Consider the following 20818-nt stretch of genomic DNA (forward strand, 5'->3'; position numbering starts at 1 on the left):
TAGTTTGATTTTTTAAGAATGAATTTTACAAAGCATAAAACATCAGTAGCTTACCCTACAATTATAATTTTTCTAATTATTTGTATGGGCTATGCAGCATTGTATTTTAATTTTAATGCAATGCCTAAATCTTTAATAGTAATAGTAGGTACTTTTTTAGCTTACAGCATTTTTACAATTATTCATGAAGCAAGTCATGGAAATATAGCTAGGGGAAACGCTAGTTTTGAAAAATTAGAAACCATTATTGGTTGGATATCGGGTATGGCATTATTCTTTCCATACAAAGCATTTGTTACCATACACCTCCAGCACCACGCACACACAAATGATTCAGAACAAGATCCTGATGGATATGTTAGAGGAAGTAATCTGTTAGAAGTCTTTTTTAGGTGTTTAACATTAGTGGGGCATTATTATGTGAGTTCTTTAGGAGCGAACAGTAACACTAATGAAGCCATGAAGCGTACAAAAAATCAAACTTGGTTGTTCATCATTTTAAATATAGCAATAGTAACATTATTCATATACAATAATCAGTTTACCTTTTTTCTATATGTTTTTTTACTACCGGCTTTAATAGCAGCACCTATTTTAGGATTTACGTTCGATTGGTTGCCTCACTATCCACATCATAATTTAGGAAAATATCACAATACAAGAATTGTAACCATACCAGGGTTAGAATTTTTGTCTTTTTTTCAAAGCTATCATTTAATCCATCATTTATATCCAAGAGTACCATTTTACAACTACAAAAAAAGGTATCAAATGATTCAAAAAGAATTGATAGAAGCTTCATCGCCGATAGAAGGATTTAAAAAAGGAAATAAAAGTTTATTTGATAAAACAAATACATATTCAGATGTTTTAAATGGATTAACATGGAGTTATTCGTTAGAGGTGGAAGAAATAAAACAGCAAACGCATGATGCTGTATCAATTCAATTTAAAAATTTAGAAAATATTCCATTTCAATACAAAGCAGGACAGTATGTAGTGCTTTCTATGTTGGTAAACGGAGTAAAAGTGAGTAGGTGTTATTCAATATCATCCAATCCAAACAAAGGAAAACTGATTGTTGGAGTAAAAAGAGTAAAAGGAGGGAAGTTGTCAAATATCATAATTGATAAATTATCTAAAGGAGCAAGAGTTAATGTAGCAGGACCTTATGGAAGTTTTCAGTTTGTAAATGATGAATCAATAAAAACTAATGTATTCATTGCAGGAGGTAGTGGAATTACACCTATTTTATCAATGATTGAAAAAGTACTGGAAGATAATTTATCTAAAGTTGTGCTTATTTATGGATGTAGATCTTCTAAAGATGTCATGTTTAATGAACAGTTACAATTATTAAAAAAGCAGTATTCAGATACATTCGGTTTAATCATCACCTACGATATTTTGACTAAAGAAAATCAAGTTAGCTTATTAAAAAATCATACTGAAGTCAGTAATTATTTTTTGTGTGGTCCCAAATTAATGATGAATGCATCGGTACAAGCCTTAAATTCTTTAGGTATTACAAATGAAAAAATATTTAAGGAAGATTTTTCACTAGAAAGTGAAAAGTTAGCAGGAGAAAAATACATGGTCAACTTTCTAGGGAATGATTTTGAAATATATGAATCAGAAACAATTTTAGAAGGAGCTATTAGAAACAAAGTTTCAATACCATACGCTTGTAATCAAGGTCAATGCGGAACCTGTAAACTTAAATTAGAAGAAGGAAAAATAAACTGGAAAACACAAGAACAAACAGTGTTGTTAGACAACGAAAAACAAGCATCTTACATTCTTACTTGTATGTGTATGCCTAATTCAAACATAAAAATAAAGTAATAATCATGAAGCAAAACGAAATAAAAAAATACGATTACGTAATTATAGGAAGTGGTTTTGGAGGATCAGTAAGTGCTTTACGATTAGCAGAAAAAGGGTATAAAGTTTTAGTAATAGAAAAAGGAAAGTGGTTTAAAGCTAAAGACTTTCCTAAAACTAATTGGAACTTAAAGAAGTGGCTTTGGGAACCACGTTTAAAATTACATGGTTTTTTTAAAATGACTTATTTAAATCATGTAACTGTTTTGTCTGGTGTAGGAGTAGGAGGAGGTTCTTTAACATATGCAAATACACTACCTGTGCCTAAAAAAGAATTTTTTAATTCGGGTAGTTGGGCAGGATTGAATAATTGGGAAGAAATGTTACAGCCTCATTACAAAGAAGCTTACAAAATGTTAGGAGCTGAGGATAATCCGTATTTTGGACCCGCAGATGAATTAATTCAAGATTTATCGAAAGATTTAAATAGAGAAAAAGATTTTGACACTACTAAAGTAGCAGTTCATTTTGGAAAAGCAGGACAAACAATTGAAGATCCATACTTCAATGGAAAAGGACCTAAACGAACAGGATGTATTCATTGTGGAGCCTGTATGACAGGCTGTAGACATAATGCCAAAAACACACTAGATAAAAACTATTTGTACTTAGCACAGCAGTTAGGTGTAGAAATTATAGCAGAACATGAAGTGTTTGATGTTGTACCATTAAATAACACTGATGGAGTGGATGGCTACCATGTTTTTTTCAAAAATAGTATTGGTAAAAAAAAGAAAAAGCTAGTACAAACTCAAAGTGTCATTTTTTCTGGAGGAGTTATGGGTACAGTACCTCTTTTATTACAGTTAAAAGAGAAAAATTCGTTGCCTAAACTATCAGCAATGGTTGGAGGCAATATTAGAACCAATAATGAATCGTTACTCTTACTAACTTCCACAGAAAAAAAATCAAAAGATTATACCAAAGGAATAGCAATTGGGTCAATTTTGCATATCGATAAAAATAGCCATTTAGAACCAGTTCGGTATGGTAAAGGATCAAGTTTCTTTAAAATGTTAACCATTCCATCAGTACATCACAAGTATGCAATTGTTAGAATTTTAGGAGTATTTGCAGTATTATTAAAATCGCCATTAAAACTTTTAAAAACAATATTCAGTACTAGTTACAGCACCAGAACAACAGTACTTTTATTTATGCAGACTTTAGATAGTACTTTACGATTCAAATTAGGTAAGGTAACCTTATTAAAAACAGAAAAAGAGTCGTCTATTGCACCTAGCGGATTTATTCCAGAAGCTTCTAAATTAGCCAAGATTTTAGGAAAAAAGGTAAAAGCAATTCCTTATTCAAATTTTGCAGATGTTATGTTAGGTACTCCAACAACGGCACATATTTTAGGAGGAGCTGTGATGGGGAAAGATGTAACTAATGGAGTTATAAACAAAGAAAACAAAGTGTTTGGATATGAAAACATGTATGTGTGTGATGGATCTATGATTTCAGCAAATCCAGGAGTGAATCCGTCATTATCAATTACAGCAATTACAGAGTTGGCGATGTCTAAAATTCCAAACAAAAAATAATTCAATAACTGATACAAAAAAGATATTTTGAATACGAAAGCACTATTACAATCATACACACTTCCTTGTGGAGTAATGATTAAAAATCGAATAGCTAAAGCAGCAATGACAGAGCGATTGGCTAATAAAAAACAAGAGGTAACAAAAGAGTTGATTCATTTGTACGATCATTGGGCAAATAATGGAGCAGGACTTTTAATTACAGGTAATATTATGGTAGATGCAAGGTATAAAGAAGCTTCTGCTAATATTGTTTTAGAAGATGAAAAAGGGGTGTCAAAGCTTTCAGAAATGATAAAAGCTGGAACAAAAAACGATACACAATTATGGGCACAAATTAATCATGCCGGAAGGCAAGCATCTATTTTTTCTACATTCAAACCCATAGCACCATCAGCTATTCAATTAAAGAAGTTAATGCTTTTTGCTAAGCCCAAAGCAATGAATGTAGAGCAGATAAAAGATGTTGAAAATAGATTTGTAAACACAGCAATTTTATCCAAGAAAGCTGGATTTACAGGAGTCCAAATTCATGCAGCTCACGGGTATTTATTAAGTCAGTTTTTATCACCAAAAACCAATCAAAGAACAGATAATCATGGAGGAAGTATACAAAATAGAGCCCGCTTATTATTTGATATTGTTAAAAGAGTAAGAGAAGAATTAGGAGAAAATTATCCTATTTCAGTGAAATTAAATAGTGCCGATTTTCAAAGAGGAGGATTTAATGAAGAAGATGCCTTGTATGTGATAAAAAAGTTAGAAAGTTTACAAATAGATTTATTAGAAATATCAGGAGGAACTTACGAAAACATTATCTTTTTAACTCAGCGTTATCAAAGAGAATCTACAAAGCAAAGAGAAGCCTATTTTTTAGATTTTGCAAAAAAAATAAGAAAAGAAACAGCACTGCCTATGATGGTAACCGGAGGTTTTCGTTCACATGCTTTTTGTAATCAGGTGTTAGAAAATAAAGAACTAGAAATGATTGGTTTTGCCCGACCTTTTTTAGTAGATAAAGATTTTCCTAAGCAGTTTTTAAAAGACGAACAAGCCAAGGTTGATGATGCAACTTTTAATTTTAAAATTAAAAAAATGAAAGATTTTGCAGAGGCTGGTTTTTACGATTATCAAATTCATCAGCTAGCCAAGGGAAAAGAATTAAAGCCTGATTATAATCCTTATCTTGCCGTTTTAAGATTAACAACAAACGAATTACGTAAAGGCTGGTTTTAAATAATTAATGGGAAGAAAGTCAATAGATAAAGAGCGAAAACCGCTATCAAAAAAAGCTACATTATGGGTTGAAGAATTGTTTTTTATTTTACAAGATAAAAAGCTAAATCAATTAACATTAGATGAAATAGCGGCTTCAATTAATAAAAGTAAAAGCACAATTTATACATACTTTAAAACAAAAGAAGAGATATATGAAACAGTTATTTTAATGGTGCTTTCTAATTTAGAAGATGCCATTTACGAAGAGCTACCAGAAAACGTTGATATAGTTGATTTGTACGAAGAGCTATTTTTTAAAATATGCAAGGGAATAGATGGAATGTCTATTGGTTTTTTAAATCAAATTAAACGTTTTTATCCCAATGTTTGGGCAAAGGTTTATGAGTTTACAAATAATGTTTTAAACACGCTGAATTTAATCTATGTTGAAGGAATGAATTTAGGAAGATTTAATCAGTTTAATACGAAGTTACTCATAGCAATGGATGAAGCTTTTATCATGTCTATAATGACAGATGTTTCAAGATTTAAAGAAGATAATTTATCTTTAGAAAATATAGTAAATCAGTATTTTAAACTAAGAATGAAAGCCTTAATAATCGCTTAAAAAAAGCCAGAACTGAATTTTCAGTTCTGGCTTTTTTATATGAGAATTTAAGAAAAACTATAAAGGAATTACTATAGCTCCTGAAAATTTTTCTTTAATTTTATTCAATGCTTTATCAGCTTCTAATCTGTTTTGATACCTCCCAACTTGTACTTTCCAATCAGGTGTTTCATATTTTAACTTAGAGTAAACCCCAGGGAATTTTGAGTTGAAATTTTGTTTGATGTTTCTAGCTCTTTTTTCAGCCCCATTATACAGTTGAATTCTAAAACCAGTTCCGTTTTTATCATTGTATTTTCTCTTCTTAGCTAGCAAAGAGTTGATGCTTTTGTTGTTGGTGTATTCAGACTGAGAATTACCATAAAAACAAGTAAAACAGCCTAATACTAAAAGAATGAAATATTTTCTAAGCATAATTATTTATAAATCTTTATCACAAAAGTAACGACTTGTAGTTTAATAGATTGCTGGATTTTGTTATTTAGAATTGATATAAATTACAAATTAGGAATCTCTTAACATTTCACAATTTATAGATAAGTAGTAATTTTGTCGGTGTTTGTGTAAATGGTATAAAACCAAAGATTGCAAAAAACGTCGTACCTAAATAGACAGAAAAATATATTTGATAGTATGAAAAGTGTGAATTATCACAGTAAATTTAGTCGAATCCTATACAAAAGCCTTACATTTTTGGCTTTATTTTTAGTGAGTTTTTCGATAAACGCGCAAGATGTTGATGTTGAACGTCAGAAAGCAGGGAAGAAGTTGTTTAACGCAAATTGTGCTTCTTGTCACAAGTTAAATGCAAAATCTACAGGTCCTGCATTAGGAGGTGTAGAAGAAAGAAGAGAAAACGCTTGGTTAAAAAAGTGGATTCGTAATAATTCTGCATTAAGAAAATCTGGAGACAAAGATGCAATTGCTATTTATAATGAGTGGAAGCAGGTTAATATGACAGCTTTTCCTCAGTTTACAGATGAGCAAATTGATAATATTTTATATTACACCACTGTAGGTAATATAGGGAGTGGTGGTAAAGATAAAGTTGATGAAACTAAAGAAGATGTTGAACCAGGTGCTTCTAAATCTTTAATTTGGATTTTAGCATTGGCTATTATTGTTGCGTTTTTAATCATAGCTAACTTGTTAAAAACAATCAGCGAATTAAAAGGTGCACCAAAAACTCCAGGTTTAATGGGGCAAGCTGCTGAGTTATGGCAAGGAATTAAGAAGAATACATTTTTACATGTGTTATTTGTAATCTTTGGAGCTTTAATGACAGCATATGTGTTATTTGGAACATTATTCAAAGTAGGTGTTGATCAAGGTTATCAACCAGTTCAGCCTATTTTATTCTCACATAAAATTCACGCAGGAGACAACAAGATTGAATGTCAATACTGTCACTCTGCTGCAAAGCATAGTAAGCATTCAGGAATTCCTTCTTTAAATGTTTGTATGAACTGTCATAAGAATATTGCTGAAGTTGCTGAAGGAACTAAAGTGGTTTTAGAAGACGGAGGAAGAGTTTTAGGAAAGAAAGAATTAGACAAAGAGATCGCAAAAATCTACGAGCATGTAGGTTGGGATAAAGAAAAATTAGAGTACACAGGTGAAACAAAACCTATTGATTGGGTAAGAATTCATAATTTACCAGATTTCGCTTACTTTAACCACTCACAGCACGTTACTGTAGCAGGTGTTAAGTGTCAAGAATGTCACGGATCAATCGAAGAGATGGAGGAAGTGTATCAACATTCACCATTAACAATGGGATGGTGTATTGATTGTCACAAGAAGACAAATGTTGATTTGAAAGGAAACGAGTACTATGCGAAAATCCATGCTGATTTAGCTAAAAAGTACGGTGTAGATCAAGTTACTATCGCACAGTTAGGTGGTAAGGAATGTGGTAAGTGTCACTATTAATAAAGTAAGGAATTAAGAATTCAATAATTGAAAGTTGTAAACTTTCGATCGTTAAATAAAAACAAATAAATGGCTTCAAACAAAAAATACTGGCAAAGTGTTGAGGAACTAAAAGATAGTTCAGTTGTTGATACGCTACGTACTAAAGAGTTTGTTCAAGAAATACCTACAGATGAGTTTTTAGGAGATAAAGAAACCCTAGAGAACACATCTACATCACGTAGAGATTTCTTAAAATATGTAGGTTTTTCTACGGCGGCTGCTTCTTTAGCAGCTTGTGAAGGACCAGTAAGAAAATCAATTCCTTACGTAGTACAACCAAACGACATCGTTGTAGGGGTAGCTGACTGGTATGCAACTACTATTGCAGATGGATATGATTTTGCAAATGTATTAGTTAAAACTCGTGAAGGGCGTCCTATTCAAATAATGCCTAACAAAGAGGCAGGAGGTGCAACTAATGCACGTGTACAAGCGTCTGTGTTATCTTTATATGATGATAGATTACGTTTGAAAGAGCCTAAAAAAGGTGAAGCTGCTATCTCTTGGGAAGATGCTGACAAAGAGATCTTAGCTAAATTAGAAAGTTTAAAGCAAGCAAATGCTCCTGTATACTTAATGACAGGAACTTTAGCTAGTCCATCAACAGAAAAAATCATTGCAGATTTTATTGCAAAGTATCCAAATGTTAAACATGTAACATACGATGCAATTTCTGAAAGTGGAACTGCTGATGCTTTTCAAGCAATGTACGGAACTCGTGCATTACCAAATTACGATTTAAGTAAGGCTAAAGTGATCGCTTCTTTTGGAGCTGATTTCTTAGGAGATTGGCAAGGTGGATATGAAAAATCTTACGCAGAAGGTCGTAAGGTTAAGACAGGTAAAATGTCTTATCATGTTCAAATAGAAAGTAACATGTCTTTAGCTGGTGCTAATGCAGATAAAAGAATTGTAGCGAAGCCTTCAGTTCAAATTCAAGCATTAGTAAAGTTATATAACGAAATTACTGGATCTGGATTACCTTCAGCTGCTACACCAATTGATGCTGAAATTAAAAAGTTAGCAAAAGACTTAAAAAAGGCTGGTAGCAAAGGGGTAGTTTTAGCAGGAATGAATGATAAAAATGCCCAGTTAATTGCATTAGCTATTAACAAAGCATTAAATAGTACAATAATAGACACTGTAGCAACAAAAATGATCCGTCAAGGAGATGATATTAAAGTTGCTCAGTTAATTTCTGATGTAAATTCAGGAAAAGCTAAAGGATTGATAACATATAATGTCAATCCAGCTTATTCAATTGTTGGGTTTGAAGATGCTATGAAGAAGTTAGACTTCTCTGTAGCAATTTCTACGCAAAACGATGCTACTGCAACAGCAGCTAAGTTTGCGTTACCAGCACCTCATAACTTAGAAAGTTGGGGAGATGTAATGGCTATTAAAGGTCAATACAGCTTAATGCAACCAACGATTGCTCCAATATTTAAAACACGTCAAATTCAAGACATTTTATTAAAGTGGACTGGAGCAACTAAGAATTACTACGATACATTAAAAGAGTTCTGGGCAACAACTGGTTTAACAGGTGCTTCTTGGAACAAAGCATTACATGATGGATTTTTTACAGTACCATCTGTAGTTGCTGAAGAAGTTGAAAAAGTTGTGTCTGAAGCAACAGGAGCGGAAGAGTCTACTGTAGATTCAGCAAGTTCTTTAGTAGCAGGAGCTGCACAAGCTTTAGCTAAAATTACTTCTAATAATTACGAATTAACATTATTCTCATCAACAGCTTTAGGAGATGGTAAGCTTGCAAATAACCCTTGGTTACAAGAATTACCAGATCCAATTACTCGTGCTTCATGGGATAACTATTTAACAGTGTCTATTGCAGATGCTAAAGAGTTAAATTTTGAGAATCCAGTAAGAGATAACGGAGCAATTGATGGTAATTATGCTAAAGTAACAGTTAACGGTGTAGATGTAACTGTTCCTGTAATTATTCAACCAGGTCAAGCTAAAGGATCATTTGGATTAGCTTTAGGATATGGTAGAGAAAAAGGATTAAAAGATGAAATGAAGGTAGGTGTAAATGCTTACCCATTATATACAAACAGCAATAACAATCAATTTAATGTTACTGTTAAAAACGTTGGGTCTGGTCACAAGTTTGCTTGTATTCAGGTTCAGAGTACTTTAGCTGGGCGTCACGATATTTTACGTGAAGCTACTTTAGCTGAAGTAAATAATACATCATTAGACCCTAAACATACTTGGAATAAGCCATTCATGGTTTCTTATGATCACCAAGAAGTTGAAGGTAGTACTATTGATTTATGGGATGACCATGATAGAAGTATCGGTCACCACTTCAACTTATCTATCGATTTAACTTCATGTACTGGATGTGGTGCTTGTGTGGTAGCATGTCATGCTGAAAACAACGTACCAGTAGTAGGAAAAGATGAAGTTCGTGTAGGTAGAGATATGCACTGGTTACGTATTGATCGTTACTATTCATCTACAGTAGTAGATAAACAACACGAGGCTAAGATGACAATGGAAGAGTTCAAAGCTCAAAATCCTAACTTAGCTAACCAAGAAGTTGAAAGAAGATATACAGAGAAAGTATTAGAGTTAAGCAAAGGAGATTTATTCGATGCTTTAGAGAATCCAGCTGAAAACCCACAGGTTGCTTTCCAACCTATGATGTGTCAGCACTGTAATCACGCACCATGTGAAACAGTATGTCCAGTAGCAGCTACATCTCATGGTCGTCAAGGTCAAAACCAAATGGCTTATAACCGTTGTGTAGGTACTCGTTATTGTGCAAACAACTGTCCATACCGTGTACGTCGTTTCAACTGGTTCAACTATTCAGATAATGAAGAGTTTGACTTTAACATGAACAATGACTATGGTAAGATGGTATTAAACCCAGATGTTGTAGTACGTTCTCGTGGAGTTATGGAGAAATGTTCTATGTGTATCCAAATGACTCAAGCTACGATCTTAAAAGCGAAGAGAGAAGGAAGAGCTGTTAAAGCTGATGAATTCCAAACTGCTTGTTCACAAGCTTGTTCAACAGGAGCAATGGTGTTTGGAGATGTAAATAACTCTGAAGATACTGTTACAGAATTAGCAGAAGATAAGAGAGCTTTCTTCGTATTAGATTACATTGGAACTAAACCAAATGTAGTTTACCAAGTGAAGGTAAGAAATACAAACGAAGCATAATTAAGTAAAGTGAAAGTTTGCCAGTTAAAACTGGCAAACATATAAAATAAAAATAAACTATATAATAAATGTCGTCTCATTACGAATCATCTTATAGAGAACCTTTAATACTTGGTGAGAAAAGTTACCATGATATTACAGAAGATATTGCAAGACCAATAGAAGGTAAGGCCAATAAGAATTGGTATATCGCATTTTATATCTCTTTAGCAGGAATGCTTTGGGGATTTGGATGTATATTCTACACAGTAGGAACTGGTATTGGTGTTTGGGGATTAAGTAAAAACATCGGTTGGGCATGGGATATTACCAACTTTGTATGGTGGGTAGGTATCGGTCACGCCGGAACATTAATCTCAGCAGTATTATTATTATTCCGTCAAAAATGGAGAATGGCGATTAACCGTTCTGCAGAAGCAATGACAATTTTCGCAGTATTCCAAGCAGGTTTATTCCCAATTATACACATGGGACGTCCTTGGAATGGATACTGGGTATTACCAATTCCTAACCAATTCGGATCATTATGGGTTAACTTTAACTCGCCACTTTTATGGGATGTATTCGCGATTTCTACGTATTTATCGGTATCATTAGTATTCTGGTGGACTGGTTTATTACCTGATTTTGCAACTATCCGTGATAGAGCAGTTAAGCCCTTCCAAAAGAAGATTTATGCATTATTATCTTTCGGATGGTCTGGTAGAGCTAAAGACTGGCAACGTTTTGAAGAAGTATCTTTAGTATTAGCTGGTTTAGCAACTCCATTAGTATTATCGGTACACACGATTGTATCTTTTGACTTTGCTACTTCGGTAAATCCAGGATGGCACTCGACAATTTTTCCACCTTACTTCGTAGCAGGAGCAATCTTCTCAGGATTCGCAATGGTACAAACCTTATTAGGTGTAATGCGTAAGGTAACTAACTTAGAAGCATATATTACTCGATTACATGTTGAGTATATGAATATCGTAATTATTTTAACTGGAGGTATTGTAGCTGTAGCTTATGCAACAGAATTCTTTATTGCTTGGTATACTGGTTCTCCATATGAAAATTACACATACTTATCATTTGGAGCAGAAGCAGGAGCATATGGATGGGCATTCTGGTCATTAATGATTTTTAATATTATCATTCCTCAAATTTTATGGATTAAGAAGTTTAGAAGAAGCTTTATTGTTTCTTTCTTGGTATCTATTGCCATTAATATTGGTATGTGGTTTGAGCGTTTTGATATTATTGCAATTGTATTAAGTAAAGGTCAATTACCATCTACTTGGTGGCGTTTTGAGCCTACTTTTGTTGATGTAGGTATCTTTATTGGTACAATAGGATTCTTTGGTGTTTTATTCTTGTTATATGCAAGAACATTCCCTGTAATTCCTACAGCAGAGGTTAAAACTATTTTAAAATCTTCAGGAGAGCATTATAAAAAATTAAGAGAGGAGAACAATGAGCACTAATAAAGTAATTCACGCATTATACAATGATGATGATATCTTAATGGATGCTGTTAAGAAAGTAAGAGGAGCACATCATCATATCGAAGAAGTTTTTACACCTTTTCCAGTTCACGGATTAGATAAGGCTTTAGGTTTAGCTCCTACTCGTTTAGCTATTACAGCATTTTTATACGGTATCACAGGTACTTCAATTGCAGTATGGTTAACATGGTATACAATGATTGCAGACTGGCCACAGGATATTGGTGGTAAGCCAAGTTTCTCTTGGGCAGAAAATATGCCAGCTTTTGTGCCAATTTTATTTGAATTAACTGTATTTTTTGCAGCGCACTTAATGGTTATTACTTTTTACATGCGTAGTAAAATATGGCCATTTAAAGAAGCAGAAAATCCAGATCCAAGAACTACTGATGATCATTTCTTAATGGAGATTCCTGTACATGATAATGAAGAAGAGTTAAAAACTTTATTAGAAGAAACAGGAGCAGTAGAAATTAAAATAGTTGATAAGCATTAATAAGAAGATATGAAGAGTATAAAAATAATTATTGCTTCACTTACGGTTACAATGTTTGTTTCTTGTAACAATAAACGTCAACCACAAGTACAGTACATGAATGATATGTATGTTTCTGTACCTTATGATGCAAATGGAGCTAATTCAGCAGGAGAGATTCCAGTAAATAGATTACCAGTTGCTGGAACTGTAAGCAGAAAAGGAGTAGTAGCTTACGATATACCTGATTCAAATGCAGGATACGAAAAGGCTAAAACTGAGTTAAAGAATCCTTTAACTGCAACTGATAAGAATTTAGAAAACGGTAAAAAGATGTATGGTATTTACTGTGCAGTTTGCCACGGAACTAAAGGAGACGGAAACGGTATTTTATCTAAAAGAGAAAAGTTCTTAGGAATACCAAATTATAAGGATAGAGATATTACAGAAGGTAGTATTTACCATGTTTTAATGTATGGTAAAAACATGATGGGATCTCATTCATCACAACTTACTTACAAAGAGCGTTGGCAAGTTGTACAGTATGTAGAAAAATTAAGAAACGATTTAAAAAAATAAGTCTTTAATAGATAGTTAAGATATGTACCAGTTTTCAGGAAAATTAAAAATGTTCGCTTTGGGTCTTATTGTTGTAGGATTCATAGGTACAGTTATAAGTTTTATGAGTGCACCTCAATCTCTTGAGGAAGCTAAGGAAATTATGGCTGCACAAGCGGCTTCTCATCATGGTCATGGCGAAGCTCATGGAAGTCATGATACTCATGAAGCTGAAGGAACTCACAAAACAGATCATAAAAAAGCAGACAGTCATTCAGAGGAAAAGGTTTCTGAGCATATTGAACATATGGCAGGAGATCACGCTAAAGAAACTGTGGCTGATCACGATAAACACGGAGGTGAACCAATCGTAAATGAAACGAAAGAAGAGCATGCTGAACATGTTAAAGATAGTACCCATGCTAAAGAAACAGTTGTAGATCATGCAAAACACATGGCTGGAGAGCATGCAAACGAAACTGTTAAAGAGTACAATGATCACGAAGCTGCTAACCATGCAGAAGACACTCGTTTAACCGATAGTTTAAACGGTCATGTTACTGAAAAAGCTCATTTAGCACACAAGACTGATGATGCAGACCATAATGCTGGAGGGCATCATGATGATCATCATGCAGAGCATGTATTCCACCAAATGCAAAATAGACCTTGGTCAGCATTATATGTTTCATTATTATTCTTCTTAGGAGTTACTTTATTAGTGTTTGCTTTTTATGCAGCACAAAGAGTTGCTCAGGCAGGTTGGTCTATTGTATTATTTAGAGTTATGGAGGCTATCACCGCTAACTTACATTATGTAAGTGTTGCAATGTTAATCTTCATTATTTTAACTGCAATGCACAAAGCTCATTTATTCCCATGGATGGCAGAGGGTGTTTTTGATCCTCAACATGAGAATTATGATCCTATAGTAGATGGAAAAAAATGGTGGATGAATTTACCAGGATGGACTATAAGAAGTATCATTTATTTAACTATTTGGAATGTTTTCCGTTTTATCATTAGGAAGAAGTCTCTTCAACAAGATAATGGTGACTTAAAGTTACACAAGAATATTTATAATATTTCAGTTGGTTTTATTTTCTTATTCATGATCACTGAAAGTATGATGTCTTGGGATTGGATTATGGGAATTGATCCTCACTGGTTCTCAACATTATTTGGATGGTATGTATTAGCTACTTTCTTAGTATGTGCTTTAACAGTTATTTGTTTAGTTACACTTTATTTAAGAGCTAAAGGTCAATTACCATTTGTTAACGATAGTCATATTCATGATTTAGTAAAATTCATGTTTGGTTTCTCTGTATTCTGGACGTATTTATGGTTTGCTCAGTTCATGTTAATATGGTATGCAGATATGCCAGAGGAAACAACATATTTCTTACAGAGATTTAATGAGTACAAAGTACCTTTCATAGGAATGGTAGTTATGAACTTTCTTTTCCCTGTATTATTATTAATAAATAGCGATTTCAAAACAATTCCTTGGATTATCTGTATCGCAGGTGTGTTTATCTTAGTAGGTCACTATGTTGATTTATTTGTAATGATTATGCCAGGTACTGTTGGAGGACAATGGGGGTTCGGTTTAGGTGAAATAAGTGGTTTCTTACTTTTCTTAGGAGTGTTTATTTTTGCAACATTTAATGCATTCGCAAAAGCAAATCCATTACCAAAAGGAAATCCTTTCTTACATGAGAGTGAAACACATCACTATTACATCATTGAGCATAGAGGAGAAGACAACGATCATCATTAATATTAAGAAATTAAAAAAATAAGTTTATAACAATGCTAGCTTTATTTTATATTTTCATTGCAGTAGCAGTAGGAGTAAGTTTTTGGCAATTAACGCGCGTAATGAATTTACGTGATGTAATTGCAAATGATAACGATAATAATAAACAAGGAAAGATAGCTCTTGGTTTTATGGCTTTCTTGTACGCAATGATGATTTATTGCCTTTTAGCAATGAATGTTATTATGTTACCTGAAAGTGCTTCTATCGAAGGAGAACATGATGATAGGTTATTCAACATCACGTTTATATTAATAGGAATTGTACAGTTTGCAATGCAATTTTTAATCTTTTATTTCACTCACAAGTATAGAGGGAAGAAAGATCAAAAGGCATTATTCTTCGCTGATAGTCACAAGTTAGAATTGATTTGGACTGTTATTCCAGCAGTAACTATAGTTTTATTAATTGGTTATGGTTTATGGCAATGGAACAATGTAATGAGCGTTGGTGATGATGAGAATCCTATTGTTATTGAAGTGTATTCTCAACAGTTTAGATGGGATGCAAGATATGCTGGTCAAGATAATGAGTTAGGTTTAGGAAATGTAAATTTCATTGATTTAAATAAATTAAATACAATGGGAGTTGATATGTCTGACCCTAAAGCTCAAGATGACAAGCAAGTAACTGAATTGTACTTACCTAAAGGTAAAAAAGTATTATTCAAATTTCGTTCACAAGATGTATTACACTCAGCTTACATGCCTCACTTTAGAGCTCAGATGAACTGTGTTCCTGGTATGGTTACACAATTTGCTTTCACTCCAAAGTATACAACTGAAGAGATGCGTAACAATGAGGAAGTAATAGCAAAGGCTAAAGGAATTAACAAAATAAGACAAGCTAAAGGAGAGGATCCTTATGTATTTGATTATTTGTTATTATGTAATAAAATTTGTGGGGCTTCTCATTACAACATGCAAATGAAAATTACTGTTGTAGAAGAAGCTGAATACAAAAAGTGGTTAGGAGAGCAAAAAACATTAGCTCAGGTTATTAAGTAAGATTTAAATAAACTATTTATAAAGAACATATAAATTATGTCAGCAGAACATCACCATCATAAAGAAACATTTGTAACGAAGTACATTTTCAGTACGGATCATAAAATGATTTCTAAACAATTCTTGATTACAGGAATGTTTATGGGAATTATTGGTGTATTCATGTCAATGTTATTCCGTTTACAGATAGCATGGCCGGAAAAATCTTTTTCAATTATTCAGGCATTTTTAGGAGACCATCAACAAACAGATGGAATAATGAATCCTGATACGTATTTAGCACTTGTTACAATACATGGTACTATAATGGTATTCTTTGTATTAACAGCAGGTTTAAGTGGTACATTCTCTAATTTATTAATTCCATTACAAATTGGAGCTAGAGATATGGCATCAGGTTTTATGAATATGGTATCTTACTGGTTATTCTTTTTATCGTCGGTAGTAATGGTAGCTTCATTATTTGTTGAAGCAGGTCCAGCATCAGCAGGTTGGACAATTTACCCGCCTTTATCAGCATTACCAAAAGCAATACCAGGTTCTGGTGCAGGTATGACGTTATGGTTAGTATCTATGGCAATATTCATTGCATCATCATTAATAGGTTCATTAAATTATATTGTAACAGTATTAAATTTGCGTGTAAAAGGGATGAAGATGACAAGATTGCCATTAACTATGTGGGCTTTCTTTATTACAGCAATCATTGGTGTAATTTCATTCCCTGTATTATTATCTGCTGCTTTATTATTAATTTTTGATAGAAGTTTTGGAACATCGTTTTATCTATCAGATATTTTTATCTCAGGTGAAGTATTACATTACCAAGGAGGATCTCCAGTTTTATTTGAACATTTATTTTGGTTCTTAGGACACCCTGAGGTATATATTATTTTATTACCAGCATTAGGTATATCTTCAGAAGTAATATCAACAAATGCTCGTAAACCAATTTTTGGTTATCGTGCAATGATTGGTTCTATTATAGGAATTGCTTTTTTATCAACAATTGTATGGGGGCACCATATGTTTATTTCAGGAATGAATCCATTTTTAGGATCTGTATTTACTTTTACAACAGTATTAATTGCAATACCATCAGCAGTAAAGGCATTTAACTATATTACAACTTTATGGAAAGGTAATTTACAGTTAAATCCAGCAATGTTATTTTCGATAGGTTTAGTATCTACATTTGTAAGTGGAGGATTAACAGGATTAGTATTAGGAGATTCTGCATTAGATATTAATATTCATGATACATATTTCGTAGTTGCTCACTTCCACTTAGTGATGGGGGTATCTGCATTATTCGGAATGTTTGCAGGAGTTTACCACTGGTTCCCTAAGATGTACGGAAGAATGATGAATAAGGTAATGGGGTACTGGCACTTCTGGTTAACAATTATTGCTGCTTACGGAGTATTTTTCCCAATGCACTTTATTGGTTTAGCTGGTTTACCACGTCGTTATTATACAAATTCAAACTTCCCAATGTTTGATGATTTAGCAGATATTAATGTTTTTATGACTTATATGGCGATATTAGGAGGAGTTGCTCAGTTAATATTCTTAGCTAATTTCTTTATCTCAATGTATAGAGGTCAAAAAGCGACGCAAAACCCATGGAAATCTAACACTTTAGAGTGGACTACACCTGTAGAGCACATTCATGGTAACTGGCCAGGTAAAATTCCAGAGGTTCACCGTTGGGCTTATGATTATAGTAAAACAGATGAGAATGGAAACTATGTTCATGGTCAAGATTTTGTATTACAGACAGTACCTTTAAAAGACGGTGAGGAACCTTCTTAAAAAGTAGAAATATATAAATTAGAAAAAACCTTTCCATTATTGGAAAGGTTTTTTTGTATTTTAGCTATAAACACTGTATTAAACTTATGAAACGTATTATACCCTTAGCACTTATTTTTTGTATGAGTTGTAATAGTAATAAGAAGTTTGTTGAAAATAGCAAATCCAACACAAACGATAACGTAACTAAAGAGCTTATAGAAGAAGGATATTCGAAAGCGATACTACTTAGTGGTACAAAGAATACTTCAGGCTGCGAAAGCTTAATTAAAGTAGAAAAATCAGGAGAATTATTAGATCCAATTAATTTAAAAGATACGAAGTTTGAAGTTTCATCAGAAGAATCTAGTATTTGGGTTAAATATAGCTCTTTGAGAATGATGAATAGATGTGAAAAAGCAAGACCTGTGAATATTACAGCAATAAAAAAAAGAGATGAATAATTTCATCTCTTTTCTTTTTTTATAAAAACTAGTAAGTTTATTTAACTAGTAATTTTACACTTTTAAAGTTTGATTTACCTCCCATTTTTACGATATATAAACCAGGACTAGCATAAGACATATCAAGAGAGTAACTATATTTATTACCTTCTTTAGAAATGTTATTAAATACTACTAATTTTCCAAGCATATCATAAACTCTGAAAGAAAGTAAATCTTGATGTTGAGTTGTTAATTCAAATACATATTGCTTATTAGGTAACGATTGAACTTCAATTTCAGAATTTTCTACATCAAAATCATCAGTACTTAATGTTGCGTCAGTAATATTAACTTTATAATCCTGTACTTCTCCCAATCCATAATCTGAACAAGGATCGTTTACATCACCAGTAGAAGTTGTATTCATCGCTTTCACTCTTAACACATGACTTCCTAATTGAGCAGAAGTAGGAATATCAAAATCAAAATCATTTAAAGATAAAGCACTAGTAAATGCAACTCCCTTTATTAGCTGTTCACTATTTTCAAAAGTTCCATTATCGTTGAAGTCTATCCACATTGATAAACTATTAGAATTACCCCCGGTAACTCTATTATGTTGAGCTTGTAAAGTATATGAATTATTACCTGTTGATCTTTCTAAGTCAGTATTTAAATTAGTTCTATCAGCGTAGCCTGGTTCACTACCAGTTGTATTACAACCTGTAGCTCCTGTTCCAGTGTTAATTGAACCTAAAATAAATTTTTTAATCCCGTCTTGAGCACAGCCTCCAGAATTTGGCTTACAGTAAGTTTTTGAAACTTTTTTAATTTTTCTATCATTAGAATTATTTTCGTCATTTGTAAGTCCAGTGAAAGCTTCAATACTATATTCTCTTCCTCCAATGGATAAATCTGCTGAAGTACTAAAAGTATATTCGATAGTCTCTCTTGATGGAATTGATCCAGTATACATTTCAGTAATAATATTACCGTCAACTGAATAATTTAACGGAAAGTTAGTTTGGGTATTGGTTCCATAATTAGTAACTTTTATTGTAATAGATTCGTTATTTCCTAAATCTCCTGTAGAAGGAGATTCTATACTTAAAACTCCAATATCATTTGTTAAAGGCTTGGAAATTTGAAAAACTCCAACCATATTACTTCTAACGCCACTATTAAAGTATTCTGTAACAAACCAAAAATCTTTGTCGTTTGAGGGGTCAACAGTAAGGTGAGAATAATCAGCATATCTTTCATCAGGGTTATCACTTGTACTTAAAACAATTAATTCTTCTAAAGCAGTCATCGTATTTAAAGGATCTTCTTTAAATCTTCCTGTATACCTAATTGAAATACTTTGATCTTTACTCACAGAAGAATATCCCATTCCAATATTACCTTCCCCGTCCATAGCCATACTAGCACCAAAAGCATGTCTTCCTTCTAAAGCTGTGTAGGTACCTTCTTGGTAGATTGTCCAAGGTTGTCCATCAGCAGTTTGTCTTAATTCATACCAACGAATACCAGCTAATTTATCTGTACTATCAGTATTTACAACAAAATTAAAAACTACAGAATTGTGAGTAGGAAATTTTCTAAACTGAGCTTGATTCATAACAGTAGCTTGCATAGCATCGATATCTGGACCAGATGGTTGTGGTAAATTTGAAAAACTTCCACCATCAAATACACCAGTAAAATCAGCAGTAGGGATTTCAACTGGAGCAGATATAGTAGAGTTAGCTGGAGTTGTCCAATTTACATTAATTGTCCATAATTTTAAATGATCATCATCAACATTAGCCCAAGCATCATCTTGCATATAAACAATTGTAGCATTACCAGCAGCTGGTAAATTACCATCTGTTACATTAAATGCCTGTGGACTATAAAATCCATTAGTTCTAATACCTGTTAATTCAAAAGCTTGAATACCAGCAGTAGTATCTCCAATTAACATTTTATCACGCTCTAAAGCCCATACTTGTCCATTTCTAGTATTACCAGCAGTATCAGTAGCAGGTATGTTAGCGGTTACATAGTATCCATCAGACCAAATAGAAAATTTAGTATAATCAGGAAATGTACCGGTTTGAAATCCATCAGCACTATATACATGCCACCCCCCATTTATAGGATCATTAGTTTCAGAAATCGCTACATGAAATCCATTAGGATCATTCTCAAATTCTGTAACAATATATCTGTCTGCATCAGAATCATATAAAACAATAGGGTCACCTATTGAAACACCAGGAAATAATGTCTCCAACCCAGCTGCATCCATCGCAGGAGAACCATCCTTGTTAAAAATTCTAAAAGCTGTGTTCCATGAAGCAATGTAAAAATTTCTACCTACAGCACCTGTTGGATCTGAAGGAGTCCCTGCATTTCTAGTAGTTTCGAAAGTTAAACTAGTAGATTTGATTTTTCTTTTAGGAGCTCTAGCTTGTTGACTTAATAAAGGATCAAGTCCTTTAGGCATACCTTTACCAGGAACAACTTTGTTTCCATTGAATCTTTTATCTTTTCCATATCTGCTACTTTCATCAGTTCTAGCAGGAACAAATGTTCCTTTTTTAATTTGTTCACTAATACTAGGTACAAATTGATATTTCATCTTTCCATTCCATGCAGATTTTTTGCTTCCGGTTGTGTTATTATCTTGTGAAAAAGCTTTAAAACTTACAGCTAAAATCAAAAATAATAACAAGTTTCTGATAATTAGTTTCATATGAATATTTATATAATTTACTTGCGAATATACAAATTAA

General features: G+C 33.0%; 15 protein-coding genes. 13 read left to right on the plus strand and 2 right to left on the minus strand.

Translation table 11 applies throughout. The features are described 5' to 3' along the window. Positions 1-18: 18 nt before the first annotated feature. Genes EYW44_RS14425 through EYW44_RS14440 form a run of 4 tightly spaced genes read left to right on the plus strand, consistent with a single transcriptional unit; the run spans position 19 to position 5277 of the window. A complete protein-coding gene (locus tag EYW44_RS14425) occupies positions 19-1845 on the plus strand; it encodes a fatty acid desaturase (RefSeq protein ID WP_132724378.1) in 1827 nt (608 codons plus the stop codon). Between the two features lie 5 nt (positions 1846-1850). Beyond that, a complete protein-coding gene (locus EYW44_RS14430) occupies positions 1851-3431 on the plus strand; it encodes a GMC oxidoreductase (RefSeq protein ID WP_132724379.1) in 1581 nt (526 codons plus the stop codon). Between the two features lie 27 nt (positions 3432-3458). Beyond that, positions 3459-4667 carry an NADH:flavin oxidoreductase/NADH oxidase family protein gene (locus EYW44_RS14435; protein WP_132724380.1) on the plus strand — a complete coding sequence of 403 codons (1209 nt, stop codon included), beginning with the start codon at positions 3459-3461 and terminating at the stop codon, positions 4665-4667. 7 nt (positions 4668-4674) lie between these two features. Next, positions 4675-5277: a TetR/AcrR family transcriptional regulator gene (locus EYW44_RS14440; protein ID WP_132724381.1), complete on the plus strand. Its 603-nt coding sequence runs from the start codon at positions 4675-4677 to the stop codon at positions 5275-5277. A 57-nt stretch (positions 5278-5334) separates the two neighbouring features. Here EYW44_RS14440 and EYW44_RS14445 read toward each other — a convergent pair whose 3' ends face one another. Then, positions 5335-5691, minus strand: a complete 357-nt coding sequence (locus tag EYW44_RS14445) for an SPOR domain-containing protein (protein ID WP_132724382.1) — start codon at positions 5689-5691, stop codon at positions 5335-5337. A gap of 219 nt (positions 5692-5910) precedes the next feature. On the opposite strand from EYW44_RS14445, the gene EYW44_RS14450 reads away from it, so the two are divergent. The 9 genes from EYW44_RS14450 to EYW44_RS14490 all read left to right on the plus strand — a co-directional run bounded on the left by EYW44_RS14450 (position 5911) and on the right by EYW44_RS14490 (position 18056). After that, on the plus strand, positions 5911-7209 hold the full coding sequence (locus tag EYW44_RS14450) for a c-type cytochrome (protein ID WP_132724383.1): 1299 nt from the start codon (positions 5911-5913) through the stop codon (positions 7207-7209). Between the two features lie 69 nt (positions 7210-7278). Continuing rightward, on the plus strand, positions 7279-10446 hold the full coding sequence (locus EYW44_RS14455) for a TAT-variant-translocated molybdopterin oxidoreductase (protein WP_132724384.1): 3168 nt from the start codon (positions 7279-7281) through the stop codon (positions 10444-10446). A 68-nt stretch (positions 10447-10514) separates the two neighbouring features. Then, complete coding sequence (nrfD, locus tag EYW44_RS14460; RefSeq protein WP_132724385.1) at positions 10515-11915, plus strand: NrfD/PsrC family molybdoenzyme membrane anchor subunit; 1401 nt, start codon at positions 10515-10517, stop codon at positions 11913-11915. After that, positions 11905-12432 carry a DUF3341 domain-containing protein gene (locus EYW44_RS14465; RefSeq protein WP_132724386.1) on the plus strand — a complete coding sequence of 176 codons (528 nt, stop codon included), beginning with the start codon at positions 11905-11907 and terminating at the stop codon, positions 12430-12432. Before nrfD ends, EYW44_RS14465 begins: the two co-directional genes overlap by 11 nt. A gap of 9 nt (positions 12433-12441) precedes the next feature. After that, complete coding sequence (locus tag EYW44_RS14470; protein WP_207893802.1) at positions 12442-12990, plus strand: c-type cytochrome; 549 nt, start codon at positions 12442-12444, stop codon at positions 12988-12990. A 58-nt stretch (positions 12991-13048) separates the two neighbouring features. Beyond that, positions 13049-14752 (plus strand): quinol:cytochrome C oxidoreductase, encoded by a 1704-nt coding sequence (locus EYW44_RS14475; RefSeq protein WP_243643671.1) that lies wholly within the window; start codon positions 13049-13051, stop codon positions 14750-14752. Between the two features lie 32 nt (positions 14753-14784). After that, a complete protein-coding gene (locus tag EYW44_RS14480) occupies positions 14785-15798 on the plus strand; it encodes a cytochrome c oxidase subunit II (protein ID WP_132724387.1) in 1014 nt (337 codons plus the stop codon). A 36-nt stretch (positions 15799-15834) separates the two neighbouring features. Further along, positions 15835-17613 (plus strand): cytochrome c oxidase subunit I, encoded by a 1779-nt coding sequence (locus tag EYW44_RS14485; protein ID WP_132724388.1) that lies wholly within the window; start codon positions 15835-15837, stop codon positions 17611-17613. A gap of 86 nt (positions 17614-17699) precedes the next feature. Then, the gene (locus EYW44_RS14490; protein ID WP_132724389.1) at positions 17700-18056 is read left to right on the plus strand and encodes a hypothetical protein; all 357 of its coding nucleotides are present in this window, start codon (positions 17700-17702) and stop codon (positions 18054-18056) included. Between the two features lie 37 nt (positions 18057-18093). Here the strand turns inward: EYW44_RS14490 and EYW44_RS14495 are convergent, their stop codons facing one another. Continuing rightward, positions 18094-20778, minus strand: a complete 2685-nt coding sequence (locus EYW44_RS14495) for a GEVED domain-containing protein (protein ID WP_132724390.1) — start codon at positions 20776-20778, stop codon at positions 18094-18096. Positions 20779-20818: the final 40 nt, after the last annotated feature.

The sequence above is a fragment of the Tenacibaculum sp. M341 genome (assembly GCF_004337695.1).
Taxonomy (GTDB): domain Bacteria; phylum Bacteroidota; class Bacteroidia; order Flavobacteriales; family Flavobacteriaceae; genus Polaribacter.